Here is a 21,053-nt window from a genome sequence, read left to right on the forward strand (position 1 = left end):
AAGCCATGTTTCACATAAGTTACATGCTTTATAAACTGGGGAGGAAAGTTGTACTTATTTACAAGATTTTTGTGTTGGTAGATGTTTTAAGCCTACGACTTAAAAAGAAAAAGGCCCCTCATCAAGAGGGGCAAAGTTACCATCGCTTATAGTTATTTAGTTATGCTTGTAAATACGGTGGATTAACCGAAATCACCATTTACGTAGCCTTGAGTACGGTCGTCTTGAGGGTTGCTAAAGATCACTTGCGTATCGTTGTGCTCAACCAGTTCACCCATTAGGAAAAACGCAGTGCGGTCAGAAATACGACGCGCCTGTTGCATTGAGTGAGTCACGATAACGATGGTGTAGTTCTTCTTTAGCTCTTCCATCAGTTCTTCGATTTTGTGTGTCGCAATTGGGTCAAGTGCCGACGTTGGTTCATCCATCAGAATCACATCAGGCTCCATCGCGATTGTACGTGCAATACATAAACGTTGCTGCTGACCACCAGAAAGACCGAATGCGTGTGATTTAAGGCGATCTTTCACCTCATCCCAAAGTGCAGCACCGCGCAGCGAACGCTCTACCACTTCATCAATTGTCTTTTTGTCTTTGATACCTTGAGCACGTAAGCCGTAAGCCACGTTCTCGTAAATGCTCATCGGGAATGGGTTTGGCTTTTGGAATACCATGCCGACTTTGATGCGAAGGTCAGCAACATCAATGTTGCCGTAAATATCTTCGCCGTCCATCGCCAATTTACCTGTAATTTTCACGCCTTCGATTAGATCATTCATTCGGTTCAAACAGCGTAGAAGCGTTGATTTTCCGCAACCTGACGGGCCGATAAGTGCAGTTACTTGGCGAACTGGAATTGGTAAGTTGATCGATTTCAGTGCTTGGTTGTCACCGTAGAATAGGTCTAGGTTTTCAATATCAAATTTGTTCATTGTCTTAATCTCTTAATTCTTGAATTCGTGTCTTTTAACGTGCGTTCTTAATTAGTGTTGTTAGTAAGTTGCGGTGTTAAAACGTCTAGCAATCAGTTTCGTTACCATGTTGATCAAGAGAACAACTACGATAAGCACTGTTGCCGTACCGTAAGCCTGATTCCATTCTTCAACGGTAAACAGTTCGGTAGTCAGTTTGTATAGGTGAACGGTTAGCGTACGACCTGAATCCAATAAAGAATCCGGAATACGTGCAACCATACCTGCTGTCAGGAATACTGGAGCAGACTCACCAATGACACGACCAATACTTAGAATGACCGAGGTTAAGATACCTGGCATTGCGCTCGGAAGAATCAAACGCCAGATAGTGTAAATCTTAGAAGCACCGAGGCCATAAGAGCCTTCACGGTACGTTTGTGGTACTGCCATCAGCGCTTCTTCCGTTGTACGGATGATAACTGGCAGGATTAGGATACTTAGCGTCAATGCACCCGACAGAATCGAGAAGCCAAGGCCAAGAATCGCCACGAAGAAAGTCATACCAAACAGGCCGAAAATGATCGACGGGATACCCGCCAATGACTCGGTACAGAATCGGATGATTTTCACCAAACGACTGCCCACTTTCGCGTATTCGGTCAAGTAGATTGCCGTCATGATACCGAGTGGCGCTGCCACTGCGATAGAAGCGATAACCATGTAAATGGTCGCCACAATCATTGGGAAGATACCGTGCTCTTCACCTGTGCGCGTATAATTATCAGTAATGAAGTTCCAATCTACGTGTTGTAGACCGTTTGATAGGATGTACCAGATAATCCAGAACAAGAAACCTACCGTTAGTGCTGCCGAGATCCAGACAAATGCGTTAAAGACATTATCTTTGAACTGGCGTGCTTTTTTTAGTTTTGCGCGATCCATAATAGTCACCTTTAACGAGCGATTACTTCGCTTTTTCTCGGTTTAGGTACAGTAGTACAGCGTTCAACGACATGATGAAGACCAGAAGTACTACACCTGTAGCGTAAAGTGCGTTCGCGTGAACACCACTTGCGTAAGACATTTCAATAGCGATGTTTGCAGTTAGTGTACGAGCCGAATCAAGGATGCCTTCTGGCATTGCCGGCGCATTACCCATAACCATGATAATCGCCATGGTCTCACCCAACGCACGACCGATACCCAGTATCACACCTGTCATGATGCCTGAGCGAGCCGCTGGAACGAGCAACTTAAAGATGGTGTAGATTTTCGATGCGCCCAGTGCCAAAGAACCTTCTTTATAAGTACGAGGGACAGCGCGGATAGACGTTTCAGATACCGTAATTACTGTTGGTAGAATCATCACACCAAGAACAATAATACCGGCCAAGATAGTGTTACCTGCAGGTACATCAAATACCTTCTGAATCAATGGAACGATAATAACCAGACCGAAGAAACCGTAGACCACTGAAGGAATACCGGCTAGCAGCTCAACCGCTGGACGGATAATGTCTGCTAATCGCTTTGGTGCGATTTCAGCGATAAAAATGGCGGTCAGAACACCAATTGGAACCCCAACAATGACAGCACCAGCCGTCGATACGATAGATGCCACAATCATGGTGGCGACACCGTAAAGCGCAGGTGGTAACCAGTTTTGTCCTAAGACAATGCCCGATACGCCTGCTTCTTGGAATGCCGGAATACTCTCTCGAACGATGAAGTATGCAATAACGGCTAATGAAACAATGCCGATTACGGCACTCGTTAGGAACAAGCCGTGGAAGATGCGCTCTTTCCAGTCTACACGACGCTTCTCGCGTAGGCCTGACTTGCTGATAGCTCTAGCGTCAGTATTCATAAGCTTTTCACTATTTGTTGCGATGGTCATTTAAAAATCTCACGGTTCTGGGCAATGCCGTTGAACACAATGGATAGAAAAGGCTCAGCCCGAAACGTTGGGCTGAGCAAACTTTAGAGTCCCGATGGGATTAGTTAACTGAGATGTAACCTTTTTGGTCAACTAGCGCTTGCGCTTCGTCAGTTAGCATCCAGTCTAGGAATTTTTGCGTTTCTGTTGATGGCTTGCCTTCTTTGTAAAGAACAAGGAATGGACGCGCTACTTTGTAAGAACCGTTTTTAACGTTAGCTACCGTTGCATCAACGCCGTCGATTGCTAGCGCATTAACAGTGTTGTCTACAGTACCAAGAGAAATGTAGCCGATTGCGTATGGGTTAGATGCAACCATTGTTTTCAGTGCGCCGTTACCGTTTGCAACTTGAGCACGTTGAGAGATAGCTGATACTTTCTTACCAGAAATCTTCATTTTTAGAGACATGATGTCTTCAAATGCGCCACGAGTACCAGAAGCCGTGTCACGAGTAATGGCTACGATTGGCTTGTCTGCACCACCGACTTCTTTCCAGTTTGATACTTCGCCTTTGTAGATTGCAGTCACTTGCTCGGCTGTTAGACCTGGCAGTTTGTTTTGTGGGTTAACAACCACTGCGATACCATCACGAGCAACCACTTCTTCGATTAGTGTTGATTCTTTTTCAGAGTCTTTTAGATTACGAGAAGACATACCAAGGTCTGCTGAACCATTTTTCGCTGCTTTTACACCAGCTGAAGAACCAGGACCTTGAACTTCGATAAATACGTTAGGGTTCTTCTTCATGTACGTTTCAGAGAAAACTTCCATCAGTGGAGTTACGCTGCTAGAACCCACTGCAGAGATAGTTTCTTTAGCAGAAACAGGAGTCACTGCCATTGCGCCTAGAAGTGCGATTGCACCGATTACTGTCTTTTTCATCACAATTTCCTTAAGTGGCTTTATTGCCGTTGTGTTTCACTTGAACGGTGCTCACTTTAGAATTTGAATATGACAGTTGTGTTTCACTTAGTTGAACCCTCTATGACACGTTGTCATTTCTAACTATTAATTCCGCGACTTATCCCTCTCTCAATTTGAACGTAACGTTTTTATAAGTTGCCTCATGTTCAAGATGATAACCCCATCGATTTTGGTACATTTCATAACAATTAGATATGAGTAACTCATTGATTTAGCGAATGTAACAATTAAAATCGAAATGCTTATTTATAAAAAAGATAATAATCAAACCGATAGAGGGTCAATCTCATGCGTCAATTTCTTAGTACGCTTTCTATTAAACTTCAGGTTTTTCTGCCTGTTCTATTCACAGTTATATTACTCATCATTGGACTGAGTGTCGGAATCGGTAAACTCGATCAAGCATTCAATAAGGTTTCGGCTTCCACCCATAAGCTAATCATTCACAAAGAGGAACTTAGCGGCATCGTAGACAACACTTACGCCATGCGCATCAAAGCCATTTATAGTCTATTTAGAGCCGAAGATGTTCAGTCTCTCAACCAAGAGCTTTCTGAGCGACAAAACAAAAACCGCGATTTTCTTAACTCCATCGACAATCTCCCTGGCGTTCAAAATGAAGTCAATGCTATGCGTAAGGCCATGAATCACTATGTTGATTTCACTCGCGTTACCATGACACCTCTGCTCACCACTAAACACTCTTCTGATTACACCACCTCTGATTTCAATCAAAAGTACGAATCTGCAATGGCTGAGTATCGATTAGCTGGCGAAGCGATGATCAACGCCATCGACAAACTGTCTAAACAATTGAATCAAATCGTCACCGATGAAGTCGAAACGAATGGCGAACAACATTCAACCACGCTAACTTACAGCGCCGTCTCGCTTGCGGTGATCTTGAGTGCCGCTTCACTTATTAGTTGGGTACTCGCCAGCTACATCGTTGCGCCGATTCGTAACCTTCAAGTAACGATGCAGGAAGTCGCGAAGGGAAACCTACTAGTTAAGGCCGAAGCCATCGGGAAAAACGAAGTGTCTCAGTTGGCTCGGGATGTAAACCAGACCATAGAAAAACTGCGTGAAACTGTAAGCGCATTGGTTCGCATTAGTGAAGATGTGGCATCAGCATCAACCGAGTTAGCAACTGTTATGACTCAAAGCAGCGTCAACTCGGATCAAGAAAAGCAAGAAGTTGAGCAAGTAGCCTCGGCGATCAATCAGCTAGAGTCGACCGCAGCTGAAGTATCGACCAATGCACAAGAAGCCGATAGTGCATCAAATCAAGCACGTACGTTAACCTCACAAAGTATAAGCATGTTTGGAGAAAGTACTCGCGCAAGTGAAAAGATGGCGGAACAACTTAACGAAGCCGCTGCCGTCGTGACTTCGCTAAAAGATCAATCAGAACACATTGGTCGCGTGATCGAAGTGATTGAAGGTATTTCTGAGCAAACGAATCTACTTGCACTGAATGCAGCGATTGAAGCTGCACGAGCGGGCGAAAGTGGCAGAGGCTTTGCGGTAGTGGCCGATGAAGTACGTATGCTGGCAGCGCGAACTCAGGAGTCCACCAAAGAGATCCAAACCATTATAGAAGAGCTACAGCAACAATCTGGTCACGCAAATGAAAGTATGCATTTCAGCTTAGCCATGTTATCAGACAACCAAGCTCTTACACAAGAAGTTAGCCAATCACTTGCTAATATCAGTAATGCTATCGCCGATCTGAACTCAATCAACACTCAAGTTGCGACCGCATCAGAAGAGCAGAAGCAGGTCACGGCTGATATCAACAACAACTTAACGAACATCTATGAACTAGTGAGCCAGAACGTCACTGGCATTACGCAATCCGCTGCTGCCGCTCAAGAGCTTTCTGGCTTAGCGGAAAACCAAAAACATCAGCTTAAGCAGTTCCAAGTTTAAATCTCTGAACAACACGATAAGCTCCAAAGGTCACAAAAGAAAAAGCTCCGCACTGGCGGAGCTTATTATAAAGGCAAAGCTATCAACCCTTATTAACGTAATAATTATTATTCATCTGTCACTAACAAGAGAGAACTTTTGAAACTTGAGTTTAACGGATCTCTATTGAAAACCTCACCATTAGTCGTATCAAAAGTTGCAACATGCTTACCGTCGCCATTAGGTGTGTTGCTCCAGACATAACGCCCTAGAACATCATCTCCATCTGTCAGACTATAGCCGCTAGCAAACCCTGTACTATTTATGGCTGGGCTGTGGCAAGCTCGCTCAGTTAGAGATACCAGCTCTTTGATATTTGCTAGTCGCCAATTTTTTTTGTCAGCAAAATTGTGAAGAGGATGGTTGCCGTCCTTATTACGAATTTGTTTGGCTGTGGAGAGAGCGAGTTGCCATGACATTGTAGATCGTGTCCCCTGGCATTCTTGATTTCCTACATTCCATGTCATACCAACTGGACAGCGCATCCATGTAAGACCTGTTTTTAAGTCAGTTACGGTACCGTTTTCAGAATATGTATAACGCGTGTTAGGTGCCGTTTTAGCAAAGTCAGTAGAACACTCTTGTGCAGCCATTGCAGTTTGAGAAGCCAAAGCAAGAGATAGTACAGTTATTAATTTCTTCATCTTATTGGCCCTTTACTGCTACTAGACGGATTGGGAATTGGTATGAGTCATCGGCGTCTGCACTTGTGTTGCTTGAGCGAATATCGACGAGTGAAATAGTGCCTCTATCTGCGCCCCGAGAGATAATTGCAGGAAAATAAACCTCAGCATCAACGAGCTGTGATGATGTATTCACAAACGTAAAGTCACTATGCCAAAACGCACCATACTCTAAATAAGGACTGCCTATCGTTTGCTGTGGGAAGTATTTAACATTGAAACCATACACGTTGTGTGGCGCATATTCCTCGTTCGGAGCGAACAGTGTTTGTTCACCAAAGTCTAATAAGTCATATGTTTCACGGTAAGTAGGCAAGCGCCAACCAGTGATTCCACATAACGATTGTTTGTTTATGTACTCAACATATTGGCTAGTGGTACAAACTTCATCACCAGCGTCTTTACAACCTGCAAGCTCTACATCTTTGCTAAATGGCTTAAATGTTTCAGACTCAAACGCAAATAGGCGATCTTTAAATTGAACCGAGCTCGCATCCGCACTCTTATTTTCCCAAACAAGACCAGTACGCTCGTCCATAGTACAAGCCCACTCAGTCGCATCTGCAGCTAAAGCTGCACCTTGTGAATCTAGCTTAACGAACTTAAAGCCAGCGCCTGTCGACGTTTGCTTGTCCTCTTTATCGAAGCCGTATTCCGCATCTTGACCAGGGTAAGACGCTTGAACCTCTACTACGTCTGCTGCTCCTTCAGCAAAATAAAGAACGGCGCCCGTATCGTTACTACCAACCGTTTGTTCAGCAACCGCTACAATTTCTTCAGCAAATGCACTTATTTCCGCTTCAGACAGAAGATCAGAGGCCAACGATTTACCTTGGAAGCTAAGATTTTGAGCAAGCAGCGCTACGCCTTTGATCATTTGCTTTGGTTGCATCGCAGCTAATAGCGCAACCGTGTTTTGCTCTAGCTTGTCTAGTTCGCTAGCTTCTGCGTTAGACATCACCGTACCAGAAAGAGAAACGCCGGCATCGGTGAGTTGCGCTTTCACAATCTCTTCAGCTTGAGCAACGGTTTTACCGTCAACCACAAGACCTGCGAGCAGCGTTGTTACACCATTGACCGTGTTACCCGTTGCTAAATTTTGACCCGGAGCCGCAAGACGCAACGTTTGGTTCGAACCTTGATCAACTTGAGCAAGAATGGTGCTGGTTAGTACGTTTTTGTCGCTTGAAGTCAGGCTAAATTTACCGGCATTATCCGTTTTAGCACTCGGTTCAGTAGTATCACAAACGTAGTTTTGGTTTAAATCGATGCACACTGGCGTATCAAGAAGTGTACCTGCAGAAACGATGGTGCCAGCTACATCATAGGTCGGTGCCGACGTGTCACCACCAGAACCACCGCCACAGCCAGCTAGGGCTAGTGACATAGCAACGAAAGAATATTGAAACTTCATAGATTTTATCTTCTTTTGATTTTAATTAACGAGAGCGAATCACTCTCACCATTGAAAGCAGGAAAAGTCCTAACAAGGTCCAAGGCGAACCACTGCCACCTGAACCACCACCACTGCTTTCTTTAGTGGTATCAGCACTGCACTGATACTGAGCAAAGTGACTCACACCCCACTCTTTCAACACCCCAGAGTTTCCTGACACGCGGTCAGACACTTCGAGACGCCAAGTACCCCAACTCGGTTGACCGACAAGCGCTTGTAACTCATCGTCATACTGAGCTGTGAAGTAACCTTTAAATCCATTGGTATTGCTTGATTGATGACTAAGTAGCACGACCGATTTGCCTTGTGGAGACACAAGCGTCACTTGCAGATCCTGCAGTGAGTCATGTTCGATGTTCAGGTAAACCGCAAACGAATCATCAATCGTGAGTGACTTGTCCGATAGCGTCTGAGAGAACAGCCTGTCGCCCTGCTCTGGCAAAGCGGAATTCACTGATTGAGGCTGGATATCAAGCTCTGGCGTACCATTAACCAGCATCACCTGTTCACTCCACTGGTGAGTCTTTAAACCTTCTGCAAATTGGTAATCCAATGAAATAGAGGAATCGAATTGCGTGCCACACGTCAGACCGCTTGGTAACGCCACCTTCATAGAGGTCGAATCAGAAAGCGTTTCATCAAAGTCGAAAACGGATGCGTTGTTTAGCTGCCATTGCCCTTTGATGCTCGCTTCGCGGCCAGTTTGGCTCAGGCTCACACCCACGTCTTGACCTTGTGCGATGTATCGAGCGTCATAGCGAACGCGAAGAGGCGCTTTAAGTAAGTTGTGTTTGTTGAAGCTGTCCGTCAGGAGTTGGGCGTAATCTTTATTTGGGAACAAGGTGTTTGCGGCAAACACGGTCGATTCCGCCAGATCATGCATTTTCACGCCACGACCAATGCCATACATGCCTTCAAGTATAATGGCGTCAAACTCACGGAATACGTTATCGGTATCATCACCGTATCGCTCAACCGATGCTTTAAGTGCTTGGAACAGTGGCGTTGACCATAGCTCGTCGCCTAGTTCACCGCCCACACTGACGTGCGCTGGATACTCTGAGCCCTCGAAGTAACGCGCTCTTTGGTTCCATAAGCTACGAGTTGTTTTGCGTGTTCCGAACACACCGTCCCAGTTGAACACCGTATCTAACTCGAATTCTTGACCACGACGCGAAGCATCCAAATATTGAGTGCGGTAGCTCGCGCTGCCCGCCCAGTAATCAGCAAAACCTTCTGCGATAGCACCAGTGTGACCGTACGCCCAATCCGGTACGATTTGGTAATGAATGCCATGCCCAAGCTCGTGTATCACTACATCAGCATCGACTGCATCCGGAGAAACACCACCGACACCCAGCATGAGTGCTTTCGGACCGTAATAGTAAGTAGAGTTATCTTTTGATAAACCGCGAGCATCAAAACGAAGCGGTTCGTCAAACAATTCGTAAGTCAGGCTTGTCAGATATTGGATCGAGCTATCAAGATGATAAAAAGCCATCAACTGTGGGAACGCATTGTCACCAAACTCGGTCCTTTGCATCTCATCAACACTGTCAAATGCTTGAACCCCTTCTGCGCTGAGGAAGTCCAACGTATCGAGTACAGGCGCTTCACCAGGTGCTGGGGCTGCAAGTAAACCCGTCGCATCCACTTGCTTTAATCTTGGGTTAGACAAATAGAACTTGCCGCCCGACTGTAAAACCTCAATCGACTTGGTGACGTACTCGATCGGCTGAGGGTAATCAGACAGTGCTGACCACGTCGATTCTGGTGCCGCTTGCTGTTGCATGGTACGAAGATCTGGGTTGAATAAAGAAACCTCAACATCAACCAGACTTCCAGAGCTCAGAGCAGGTGGCTCTTGTGCTTGCAGTTGGCGAGGCGATTCCAATTCCATTGCAACCGTTGGTTTACCGTTGCGAATTATCGTATCTTCAAGGCTCTTAAACACTCGCACAACGTGATGATTTTTATCGGTTGTTACTACTAGGGCACGCTGTGCTTGATATTCACCGTTTACCCAAACATCAAAATTGTAATGCTCACCAAGCTGAGACTGGGTTTTGTAACGGAACTTAAACTCGCCCGCTTCTGAGTAGTGGCTGTCTAGATAAGTTTTCGCTTGCGCTTCATTGGTCACCACAGAATCCGTTGAGGGATAATCCCACTCTGCAGCCAGCGCCGCAGGGGTACATGCAATAAGCAGTGAAAACGCCAATGGTTTTAGCTTCATGATTTCGTCCTAGAATTCGTATTTTGCAGTCAGCGTGAAGTAGCGCCCTGGCTCAGTTGAGTAACGCTTACTTTCCTCAGCGATACCCGCTACGTCTTGGTATCGGATGTATTCTTTGTCGAACAGGTTGATGATGTTTGCGCTAACACGAAGGTCTTTGGAAACGTGGTAAGTTGCGCCAATATCAAACGTATTCCACGCACTTGTCTGCGCGCAATCTGTCGCTAGGCCAAGCGTAGTCTGGCATTTAGGAACGCGATCCATTGCCGCGGCCCAGTTCCAAGCCACGTAAGCATTGAAGTCTTGGTTGGCGTATTTCAGTTGAGCGTTACCTTCGAATGGCGTAATGCTTCGAACGTATTCACCTTCCGCGTCTTTGCCATCTACGTAACCAAACTTGGTGCTGATGTTCCATCGCTTAGTGATCGCGTAACCCGCAGAAAGCTCTGCACCATACGTCTCGACACCATCGAGGTTTTGGTATTGTTTAATGTAATTACCATTGCTTGAGTCAAAGCCCGTGGTCACAACGTCGATGAAGTTTTCAAACTTGTTGTAGAACAAAGACGCATAGACATACGCACGACCGTTATCGAACTTGTTACCGATTTCAAATGAGTCGGAAGTTTCAGCTTCTAGATCCATGTTTGGTGCAATGACAAACGGCGTGAGCGGCACAAAGTCGTGGCTTACGAAGCCATACGCTTTATCGTATTCCGGAGCACGGTAACCATGGTTATAAGATACATAAGCGATGTTGTTGGCAAACATTTCACGAGAAACCGAAAGACTTGGAGATACCTCTGAGCTATCCATGTCTTTTAATGGGAAGCCGCCCACTTCACCCGCACCGTCTGGCGTGAGACGGTGCGCATCAAAGCGTAGGCCACCTGTGATGGTCCATTTATCCAGTTCCACCATGTCTCGGACATACAAGCCAATGTTATAAGCACGAGCAGGAGCGAAAGGTTGTTTGGTCGAAGGTGTTACTCCGTTCCAATCAATCTTGGAGTCGCTATCTGTGCGTTCGTAATAGTCAGTAGAAAGCTCGACACCGTAAGCCAATTGGTGCTCAGCATTTGCTGCATAAATCGTATTGGTGAAATCGCCACGGAAGCCAATTGTTTCGTCAATGAAGGTTTTGTGTTCCAGCTCGCGACGCTTGGTGATCAAACCATTGTGATCCACTTGGCGCATTAAACGGTTGGTGTCTTCCACCACTTCGGTGTGACGCCAGTAAACTTTGGTATCCAACTCTTCGAACCAAGTTGGATTAATCGGAGTCACCTCTGCACCAATATAAGCGCTGTACTCTTCCGTGGTTTCATCCTCAGCAAAGTCTTCAATATGCCAAATTCCATCAGGTTGAATGGACGGTGAACCCTCCAAACGCTCTTGGTTCTGGGTGTAGAGTTCCGCTTTGGCTTTCAACATCACCTCTTCATTGAAAAAGTGGTTGATCGTATAAGCACCGCTGTAACCATCGAGGTCGCGGTTATACAAATCTTCATCAAAGTTACGTGTCTCTTGTCCTTGCCAGTATGAAACGTTAAACAAACTCTCTGTATCACCGGAACGAAAAGCTAGATTACTCGTGCCTTTGTACTTGTTGCTGATATCGGTGTAAGTACCGGAAACATCGGTGTAGAAGTCTTTGTCTTTTAAGAAATCACCCGGCTGACTGGATTCTAAAATCACCACACCGCCGATCGCGCCAGAGCCATGCACCGAAGAACTTGCCCCTTTAATGATTTGCAGCGATTCAAAATTGGATAAATCAAAAGTATCTCGCCCAACGGCATCATTAATGTCATTCGCACCGAAGCCATCCGCAGAACGAATGCCATCACGAACGATCATAATACGGTTACCCGTCATACCACGGATGGTAATGTTTTGCGGACGTCCTGCACCGCCCGTCACGCTTACACCAGGTTCGTTACGCAGCACGTCATATAGCTCGGTCTCGCCTCTTTCTTCGATTTGCTCGTTTGTGATAACCGCGACACTACCTGCCACTTTTGACAATGGCTGATCGATTTTATTGGCGGTTACCACCACCTCTTCCATTGAGAAAACCTTAGATTCGGCGTGCACTTGACTGGCAGCAAGTACCGAAAGTACTGCCGCTGACACTGGGGTAAGCTTCATTTACTGCTCCGCTTTAGATGTTTTAATGAGTGATAGTAGAAATGCGTATTCTTTTGCTTGTTGTTCTTGCGCTTGTCGTGGGTCCATTTGGTGGCCCGAATTAAAATCAGTTTGCAACAAGTACGGCCCGTTGCGCTCACTTAACGCTGAAACTTTAGCGAGATACTTTGCGCCTTCCCAATATGGCACGCGCTGATCGATTAAACCGACTTGAACAAACATGGGTGGGTAAGCGTCTTTATGGATATTGAGAATCGGATCGTACGCCTTCATTAACGCCAATTGTTCAGGTTTGGTTGGGTTACCCCATTCGCCATACTGCTGTGTGGTAAGCGGAAGTGAGGTATCCGACATACTTGCAACCACATCAACAAAAGGCACTTTAAGTACGACACCTGAAAACAATTTAGGATCTTGATTAACCGCTCCGGCCACCAACGTGCCACCAGCACTAGAACCGATGGCGAAAACCTCTCTATTGCCACGTTCGAATGTTTGCAGCGCCTTCGCGGCCGCGACAAAATCACCAATAGAATTGGCTTTTCGCACACCACGGCCTTGCTCGTGCCATTCATCGCCAAAGTACCCACCGCCACGGACATGGGCGATAGCGTAAATCACACCTTGGTCGAGTAAACTGATAACCTGAGGCATAAAGTACGGTTTCATCGTAAAACCATACGCGCCGTAACCGTAAATCATCACAGGAGATTGTGGGTGCAATTTGTCTTTGCGATACGCCAAAGAGACCGGGACAGAAACCCCGTCGTGCTTAATAAAAATACGTTGGGATACATAACGCTGACTATCAAAGTCTTGGTAAGCATCTTGAGAGTACAAGGATTTATTCAGCGTTTTTACATCGAACTCTTCCCACTGAGGAGGCGTAGTCATCGACATGCTTCGGATACGAATCTTGTTTGATTCAAAATCGCCCAACGTGCTTAGCCAAGCGACATGACCATCGTGTTCCAATGGCAGTATCACTTTTTCCTGACCTTGGTAAGAATACACCGTCAAAGTCGACACATTGTTTGGCTTGCTAAGTGCCACAACTCCTGCATCATAAAGGTAGAACTGTTCAAGCGGCTCACGAGGATTGGTGAAGCGTTGCCATGTTGCGCCAAGCGGTGCGAGTTCGGCTTGGTAAAGGGCGAACTTTCCTTCAAGGTTGCTTTTCAGATAAATGTAACCTTTCGCCACATCCGCGTAATATTCCACACCCACTTCAGGCTTTCGCAATGAATCTGAGACAGTGCCCGTTTCTAGGTCGACAAGCTTCTGCTCTGTTGTTGACTCGTTGTTGCTTTGCAGCACAGCATAACGGCTATCTGCCGCACGATAGAAAGAAAGTAACCAATCTGACTTGGGTTCATTCCATAGGACTGTTTTTGCCAAAGATTCAGTGGAGATACGTAAGATCTGATGAGGTCGCTGAGTGCGCTTTTCCTTTGCAACGAGGAATGCCACTTTCCCGTTAGGTGACAACAATACGCCACTATCGACGTGCGTCGCCAGTTCCGTAGATTGGCCGGAGAGTAAATCAACAACCACGGCGCGATATTGTTCGCTGCCGTCGATATCTTCCGTGAAAAGTAATGTGTCACCATTCACTTGCCATTGACCAAGTTGGTAGTACTGATGCGCAGATTGTCGTTCATCGAAATCGAACACCACGTTTTCTGGTGCATGTTGACTCGCACGGGATAACAGTAAGTAACGACCATCGCGACGCGTTAGCGTCCATTCTCTTCCACTCACGATCGACCATGGCTTATCACCTTTGTCTGCCACCATGGTACCCCACTGTGTGAGTAGGTTTTTTGTCAACGTCTGATAACTTTTTTGGTGCTGTTCAGTTTTGTGGTTTTGTTCTGTTAGGTAGGTAAGAACTCGTTCATCTTTACGAGCATCATCTCGAAGCCAGTTGAAATCATCAGCAGCAAAGCCAGAACTAGAGGTAATTATGAGCCCTAAAAAAACATGAGTAAATTTCATATAGAGAGCGAATTCATTTATAGGATTAATACAATGGCGCGTATTCTGCCCTCAAATAAAAATGAGATCAATTATCATTTTCATAATCATGTGAGATTTTTATCTAGTGTGTGAGGAAAAACGTTTGCTTTGACCGAGGTAATAAAACTTAATAACTTCCTAAATTAGCGTTCTATGCTGTTTATATACAACCAGACAAATATAAAAACTGACAAACGAGTGAGTATGGAAAGAGGCTATTTCACCTAGCGACAGACATAAAAAATCCGAGTGCGAACACTCGGATTTTTAAGAACTAAAATCAATGGGAAACTACAGCAGCTTTTACTCTTCAGAGCTCGGTGCCGCTGGTTTTTTCTTAGGGATGAAGACATCATCACCCACAGATACGTTTTTGTAGAAGCTCTTGTCACGCTTAGCTGGTTTTTTCGCCGACTTTTTCGCTTGAGGGCGAGCTTTCTTTGCGGTCGCTTTCTTATTGCGAAAATCTGGTTTAGGTGGCTTAAGGCCTTTAAACTTACCTTTCAAATCTTCGAACACTGAAAACTCAAGATCTTGTTGTAGGTATGCTTCTACACGTTTAAAGCTATCCCAGTCTTTTGGACCAACAAGAGAGATTGCATCCCCTTTGTTTCCAGCACGACCAGTACGACCAACTCGGTGTACGTATTCTTCGGTATGCTTTGGCATATCGAAGTTGATGACGTGTGTCACAGTTGCAATATCCAAACCGCGGGAAGCAACATCAGTCGTTACAAGGATCTTAAATACTGCGCGCTCAAACTGACTCATAATGGTGTTACGTTGAGTCTGGTTCAAGTTACCACTCAGTGCTACAGCCTTCAGTTTCTTTTCGTTTAGCTTTTCTGTTAGTCGCTCAGTATCATCACGCGTTGCCGTAAAGATAATAACTTGACGGTATTCAGCCTCAGAAAGAACACGATCTAAAATTGCCTCTTTATGATCCAGGTGATCACACAAGTAAAATTTTTGCGTAATATCTTTATGTTCTTCGTTAGAAACGCCGATAGCAATACGCTTTGGCGTATTGAGCATTTCAGCCGCGATTTCATTGACGTCTGCATGATCTAATGTCGCAGAGAACATCAACGTTTGACGACGACGATGCTTGGCTGCTTTATGAATGCGACGAAGCTCTGGTGCAAAGCCCAAATCCAACATACGGTCTGCTTCGTCAAGAATCAGCGTTTCCAAACCATCCAGATAAAGCGAACGATGATCTAAGTGATCAGCCAAACGTCCTGGTGTCGCCACGATAAATTTCGGGTAACGACGCAGAGCTTTTACCTGATCGTTAAAGTTCTCACCACCCAAAATCAGTGCTGCTTCATAAGATAGGCCAGCTAGCATAGAACGAAGCTCACCATATACTTGTTTCGCTAGCTCACGAGTAGGAGCAAGGATAACCGCGCGAGGGTCTTTCGCAGAAAACGATTTTGTCTTTAAAGACTTATGAAGCATTGGCAATACAAACGCCAAAGTCTTGCCCGAACCCGTTTTCGAAGATGCCAATAGATCCTTGCCTGCAATCGCAACAGGAATCGCCTGCTGCTGAATGTCAGTCGCTTTTTTAAAATCGTAGTGTTTTAGGTTCTTCAACAATCGGTTGTCTAGGCCTAGATCTTTAAATTGCAAAGTATTCTCCAATAAATCAGTCAGCGTCTGAGCGCTCTGTAGTGTCGTTTCCGCTCTAACGCAGCAAAAAAATAAAGCTCGGTATAATACCGCAAATCATAGGAGTATAGATAGAGATCACACAAACTAATTCCCTGTGGTGACGGTAAAACATCATTTGTGGCTCAGTTCAGAGTAAACCCTAGCCTTTTTGATATGCATCTGAACGTGAAGTTCAGTGAAAGGCCTTTCAGATATATCTTCTATTCTTCAACAAAACGACGTAAATAGCAGTTATTTGGGCCAATAAACTTTCATTTGTGTCAATATCGTCTAAATTATTGATATCAGGAACGTGGCAAATACACCTGCTATGAAAACTGTTGTGAGAGCGAGGGAGAAGATAGACTATTCACCTTTGTTAAGCTCAGGTAAAAGTTGACGTCAGGTACTCCATGAAATTCTTGGGTTTTTTTGACTTTTGCTACATCATGTACTGATAAAATGTAACCACATTTAACCTCGCTACTGTATAAAATAATAGTTGGTGGCGAGACTTTCACTATAAGCAAGGAGTTCTTATATGAACAAAACGTTGATCGCAGCTGCAGCAACTTCAGTACTTCTACTAGCCGGTTGTGCTTCTTCTGATGACGCAGCAACAGCAAATGCAGCAAAATTAGACGAACTAAGCAACCAAGTTAGCCAACTAAGCCAAGACGTACAAGCTCTTCAATCTGACGTTCAAAAATCAGGCGCAGCAGCAATGGCTGCTCAAGAAGAAGCTGAGCGTGCTAACGAGCGTATCGATAACATCGCTCAGTCTTACACTAAGTAAGATTTGATACCGCGTCTTAACGCCCGTTAAGGCGCGGTTATTTCGACAGGAACCCCATTCTGTGCAGCGATTGCTGCTTTAGCCTTTACGTTTTTCATACCGAATTCATCCAGCCACCACTTTAACTCTTTCGGCACTTTGAGTTCATCTTTCTCGCCATTACTACGAGTCAAAGGCTCATGTGCTTCTAAGAACACACTTCTGTCAGGTTCAAGTGTCATTTTGATAGGCTGATTAATGATGTTAACGTCTTCGCCGTTACGAACCTTGTCAAATAACCACTCAATGTCACTTGGGTCCATACGAATACAACCCGCGCTGACTCGCATACCAATCCCAAAGTCCTTGTTGGTACCATGAATTAGGTATTCGCCATTCCCGTAAGCTAAACGCAATGCAAACATACCAAGTGGATTATCAGGCCCCGCAGGAACAACGGCTGGTAGATCAATGCCCTTTGCTTTGTACTCGGCACGAATAGAGGCTGGAGGAGTCCATGTAGGGTTCGGTCGTTTTTGGCTGATACGCGTTGTCATTACTGGGGTATCGCGCCCTATTCGGCCAATTCCGACAGGAAATACATGGACAATATCCTCTCCTTTCGGAAAGTAATACAAGCGCAGCTCGGCTAGATTAATAACGATACCTTTATAAGGTACGTCTGGGAGGATTAGCTGTGTCGGAATAGTAAGAACATGCCCCTCTTCTGGTAAGAAGGGATCCACGCCTTTGTTTGCGGCCATTAAACCTAGCATACCCACATCGTAGAGCTTAGCGATATTTGCCATGGTTTCGCCTTCTTGCACGACGTGGTTTTCAAGGCGACCAATTAAACGGCTGCCATCCTCTGGTAATTCGTACATCTTAGCGAATGATAGACCACTCACTAAAGATAACGACACAGATAGCAGGGTACGTTTTGCGAAACTCATTGATCGCTTTTTGCTAAGCATTTCACTCTATTCCTTGGCACTTTTAAAGAGCTGTAAGGTTATCTCTCTTTCTGTCTTGTGATCAACCATCGGCTTGTGATATTCCAGTAAAGAAAAGCCCTCCCAAGTCCAAGGTTTATGGATGTATTTGTTCGGTACACTTTTGATTTCTGGTACCCAGTGGCGCACAAATTCACCATTAGCATCGAACTTTTCGCCTTGGCTTATCGGGTTGAAAATACGAAAGTATGGCTGCCCGTCACAGCCCGTAGAAGCAGACCATTGCCAGCCACCATTGTTCGCTGCAAAATCGCCATCCACCAGCTTACTCATGAAGTACGCTTCTCCCCATCGCCAATCAATATGTAAGTCCTTGGTAAGAAAGCTCGCGACAATCATACGTAATCGATTGTGCATCCAACCTGTTTGATTGAGCTGACGCATTGCTGCATCAACGATTGGGTATCCTGTTGTTCCTGTCTTCCATCGCTCAAAGGCCTTCTCATCATAGGACCACTGGATTTTATCCTCCCAATCGATAAATCCTTTGCCTTTGACGAGTTTTGGTTCGAAAACCAATAGGTGCTGATAAAACTCACGCCAAATGATCTCACTTAACCAAGTTGCTTTCCCTTCTGTAAGGTCATTTTGTTGATTTTCAGCATACAAACGAGCAATACACTGCCTTGGTGATAGCGCGCCAATCGCAAGGTATGGAGACAGTTGGCTAGTGCCATCAATAGCTGGAAAGTCTCGCTCGCTTTGATACGCGTCACTGCGCTCCCGTGCAAATTCCCTAAGCTGCTTCAAAATATCATTAGTCGAAGCCAGCCAGTCTTCACTGGATTCTCGAGGATAGCTAAATGTGAAGCTTGAATTAAATCGAGCCGACTCTAATTGTTCGAGTACCTTTTTATTGAGTAGCGCTTGCTCGTGAGGTTTTACTACCGTCGGCATATGGAACTGCGTTAACCAAGCACGCTTGAATGGCGTAAATACCTTAAAATATTCGCCTTGCTTATTAAGAACCGTCGTTGGCGCGTGCGCACATTTGTCATGAAACAGTTCAAATTCGATATCGTGAGAAGCTAACGCTTCACTTACTTGTGTATCGAGCTCTCGTTCGTTCACCTCATAGTGAATGTTTGCCATGACAGACGTGGCTTCAAGTGTTTCCGCCCACCCACTAATCACATCTGTACAATCGGAAAACGACGGTACCTCTTTGTACAAAAAGGGAATATTAAGGCTTTCAAGCTCCTCGTTAAGACAAGCTAAGCGACGAGCAATGAGGTCTGCCTGCATCGGCGCCATGTGATGCTCCCGCCACTGCTCTGGCGTCGCGATAAAGCAAGCGACGACAGGCTGCCCTGAATCCAATGCCGCTTTGAGTGCCGTGTGGTCTAACGTACGCAAGTCACGTCGAAACCATACTAAAATCATGGTAGCTCCTATCTTTTGTCTACTAAGTTAGGTGTAATTTCTCTATCACTTCAGAGCACCCCATCCGATCACCTAGCTGTGCGTGAAGCATTTTGATGGACGCTACTTGTTTAGCAGCTAGTGCTTTATTGGAGAAAAGGTAGATAAACGAACCATTTTCAATGACCTCATGATCTAGTAGACCAGAAACATCATCAACCTTATCGATCAAAGTCGTGTGATACCCTTGTTCACAAAGCTTCGCTGCTTGAATCCAACTCTCAGATTCTCTGTTTTGTTCAAAGCTAATGAGCAGACACTTTCCTTTGGAAGCGGCTTTGTTTTCAGAATCGATTACAAGGGCAAGTCGAGTGATTAAACAAGTCTGAAATAACCCCACCTGCAAGGATCGCAACGATCCTTTTACCATATCTAGCGCATCAAATACTGGGCTAATAAACTGATCGATAACGAGTTTTAGTGGGTACTCTTTAAGAACAGAGGCAAGTAAACTCTCTGCTTTTCCTCGATTCAGGGTAGACAGCGCAAGCAGCATGTTTTCAACTTCTTCGAGTGTGCGAACCTCGTTTTTGACTTCGACATCGGCGCTTTTTCCTAGCAGCCCCTTCACTTTACCAATCGAAATCCCCTTCGCGAGCCAACTCTGGACTTCGCGAATCGTATCGAGATCTTGCTGGCGATAGAGTCTGTGTCCTTTTTCAGTTCGCTGAGGTTGGATCAAGTTGTATCTTCGTTGCCAAGCTCTCAGCGTAACTGGTTTTACACCCGTGATTTCTGCGACATCTCGGATCGCGTATAGTTTTTCTTCTGAACTACAAACCATAGCGTAATCTCATCTCCTGCGGATACGGTTCTAAAAACTTCTGTTTTGATAAATACTCGTCTGGGTAAGTATTTAAGTAATGCTTAATCAATGTAAGTGGTGCTAGCAGAGGCAGCATTCCGATACGGTAGTCGTGAATCACTGTCGCTAACTCTTCTTTTTCTTCTTTGGTTAATGAGCGTTTGAAGTACCCTTGTAAATGCATCAACACATTTGTGTTATTTTTGCGGCTAGCCCGATTCGTTAACGCCTTCATCAGTCCTAAACGATACTCTTGGTAAAAGTCTTCAATTTCATAATTAGCGACATCAGCGACTAAGCGGCCAAGGGAGCGGTATGACTCTGGGTGGTGTGCCATTAACGTCAGTTTGTAGCGCGAATGAAAGTCGATGATTTTGCCACGAGTAGGCTCACCATCCATCGAGTCGTAAAAGTCATTTAGACAAAATACTCGAGTAATAAAATTTTCTTTCAATACAGGGTCGTTAAGTCTGCCATCCTCTTCAACAGGCAACCAAGGCATTTTTTGCATCAATGTTTGTGTATACAAGCCAACACCTTCTTTCGCAGCACTGTTCTTGCTGTAAACCTTGACTCGCTCCATGCCACAAGTTGGTGACTTGGCACAAACGATGTAACCACAAAGCTGCTCGCTTTGAAGTTCATCTACTTTATTGGCCGAGTAAGTGAGCATATTGTCGGTATGATCATTTTCTGGATTTTTGGTTTCAACCAATGCAACACGCTCTTCATTAGAAACAAGACGAATGGTTGGACGGGGTACTGGCATACCTACGCCGACTTCAGGGCATACCGAAATAAAGTCAAAATACGGGCTGAGCTCTTTAGTCACAAAGTTGCTCACCTTATGACCAGAGTCAAAACGCACTCGTTCACCCAAAACACACGAACTGATACCTACTTTGATTGAAGATTCCATGATGACGCATCCCTATACAAAAATTTTTGTTGTATAACTTATAGCAAGCCTTTCCATATTGTACAAGAAAATAAGTTGTACAATTTAATCGTTTTACTTCACTCGAAAGTATTTCGATCAACCAGCTTTCAGAAAAAAGCTTGGCCCAAAAACAAAGAATTTGTGCGCGCAA

The 21,053-nt window shown here is 45.1% G+C and carries 16 protein-coding genes; 2 read left to right on the plus strand and 14 right to left on the minus strand.

What is annotated here, in order from left to right; translation table 11 throughout:
- Positions 1-182: 182 nt before the first annotated feature.
- The 4 genes from pstB to UQW94_RS04115 all read right to left on the minus strand — a co-directional run bounded on the left by pstB (position 183) and on the right by UQW94_RS04115 (position 3,733).
- Entirely contained in the window at positions 183-932 is a 750-nt protein-coding gene (gene pstB / locus UQW94_RS04100; protein WP_005375156.1) for a phosphate ABC transporter ATP-binding protein PstB, read from the minus strand.
- A 60-nt stretch (positions 933-992) separates the two neighbouring features.
- Positions 993-1,856 carry a phosphate ABC transporter permease PstA gene (gene pstA / locus UQW94_RS04105; protein ID WP_005383923.1) on the minus strand — a complete coding sequence of 288 codons (864 nt, stop codon included), beginning with the start codon at positions 1,854-1,856 and terminating at the stop codon, positions 993-995.
- A 22-nt stretch (positions 1,857-1,878) separates the two neighbouring features.
- Positions 1,879-2,811 (minus strand): phosphate ABC transporter permease subunit PstC, encoded by a 933-nt coding sequence (pstC, locus tag UQW94_RS04110; RefSeq protein WP_005375154.1) that lies wholly within the window; start codon positions 2,809-2,811, stop codon positions 1,879-1,881.
- 100 nt (positions 2,812-2,911) lie between these two features.
- The gene (locus UQW94_RS04115; protein WP_005375153.1) at positions 2,912-3,733 is read right to left on the minus strand and encodes a phosphate ABC transporter substrate-binding protein; all 822 of its coding nucleotides are present in this window, start codon (positions 3,731-3,733) and stop codon (positions 2,912-2,914) included.
- Between the two features lie 330 nt (positions 3,734-4,063).
- Here UQW94_RS04115 and UQW94_RS04120 point away from each other — a divergent pair, with 330 nt between their 5' ends.
- Entirely contained in the window at positions 4,064-5,707 is a 1,644-nt protein-coding gene (locus tag UQW94_RS04120; protein ID WP_154203997.1) for a methyl-accepting chemotaxis protein, read from the plus strand.
- A gap of 107 nt (positions 5,708-5,814) precedes the next feature.
- Here the strand turns inward: UQW94_RS04120 and UQW94_RS04125 are convergent, their stop codons facing one another.
- The 6 genes from UQW94_RS04125 to UQW94_RS04150 form a co-directional block, all read right to left on the minus strand.
- Entirely contained in the window at positions 5,815-6,390 is a 576-nt protein-coding gene (locus UQW94_RS04125; protein ID WP_213968266.1) for a DUF1566 domain-containing protein, read from the minus strand.
- A 1-nt stretch (position 6,391) separates the two neighbouring features.
- Entirely contained in the window at positions 6,392-7,843 is a 1,452-nt protein-coding gene (locus UQW94_RS04130) for a DUF1566 domain-containing protein (RefSeq protein WP_322142020.1), read from the minus strand.
- 25 nt (positions 7,844-7,868) lie between these two features.
- Positions 7,869-10,121, minus strand: coding sequence for a proprotein convertase P-domain-containing protein (locus tag UQW94_RS04135; protein ID WP_322142021.1), 2,253 nt, complete (start codon positions 10,119-10,121; stop codon positions 7,869-7,871).
- Between the two features lie 9 nt (positions 10,122-10,130).
- Positions 10,131-12,272: a TonB-dependent hemoglobin/transferrin/lactoferrin family receptor gene (locus UQW94_RS04140; protein ID WP_017635425.1), complete on the minus strand. Its 2,142-nt coding sequence runs from the start codon at positions 12,270-12,272 to the stop codon at positions 10,131-10,133.
- Positions 12,273-14,270, minus strand: a complete 1,998-nt coding sequence (locus UQW94_RS04145) for a prolyl oligopeptidase family serine peptidase (RefSeq protein WP_322142022.1) — start codon at positions 14,268-14,270, stop codon at positions 12,273-12,275.
- Between the two features lie 324 nt (positions 14,271-14,594).
- Positions 14,595-15,938, minus strand: a complete 1,344-nt coding sequence (locus tag UQW94_RS04150) for a DEAD/DEAH box helicase (protein WP_151515347.1) — start codon at positions 15,936-15,938, stop codon at positions 14,595-14,597.
- A 550-nt stretch (positions 15,939-16,488) separates the two neighbouring features.
- Here UQW94_RS04150 and UQW94_RS04155 point away from each other — a divergent pair.
- Positions 16,489-16,743 (plus strand): Lpp/OprI family alanine-zipper lipoprotein, encoded by a 255-nt coding sequence (locus UQW94_RS04155; protein ID WP_005375145.1) that lies wholly within the window; start codon positions 16,489-16,491, stop codon positions 16,741-16,743.
- Between the two features lie 26 nt (positions 16,744-16,769).
- Here UQW94_RS04155 and UQW94_RS04160 read toward each other — a convergent pair whose 3' ends face one another.
- From UQW94_RS04160 to UQW94_RS04175, 4 genes are read right to left on the minus strand one after another with little or no spacing between them, the layout of a single operon-like run.
- The gene (locus UQW94_RS04160; RefSeq protein WP_005383933.1) at positions 16,770-17,696 is read right to left on the minus strand and encodes a L,D-transpeptidase family protein; all 927 of its coding nucleotides are present in this window, start codon (positions 17,694-17,696) and stop codon (positions 16,770-16,772) included.
- A gap of 6 nt (positions 17,697-17,702) precedes the next feature.
- Positions 17,703-19,118, minus strand: a complete 1,416-nt coding sequence (gene phrB / locus UQW94_RS04165; protein ID WP_322142023.1) for a deoxyribodipyrimidine photo-lyase — start codon at positions 19,116-19,118, stop codon at positions 17,703-17,705.
- Between the two features lie 22 nt (positions 19,119-19,140).
- The gene (locus UQW94_RS04170) at positions 19,141-19,941 is read right to left on the minus strand and encodes a MerR family transcriptional regulator (protein WP_005375142.1); all 801 of its coding nucleotides are present in this window, start codon (positions 19,939-19,941) and stop codon (positions 19,141-19,143) included.
- A complete protein-coding gene (locus UQW94_RS04175; RefSeq protein WP_138939428.1) occupies positions 19,931-20,881 on the minus strand; it encodes a YbgA family protein in 951 nt (316 codons plus the stop codon). Before UQW94_RS04175 ends, UQW94_RS04170 begins: the two co-directional genes overlap by 11 nt.
- Positions 20,882-21,053: the final 172 nt, after the last annotated feature.

The organism is Vibrio sp. PBL-C16 (assembly GCF_034321865.1).
GTDB lineage: Bacteria > Pseudomonadota > Gammaproteobacteria > Enterobacterales > Vibrionaceae > Vibrio > Vibrio alginolyticus.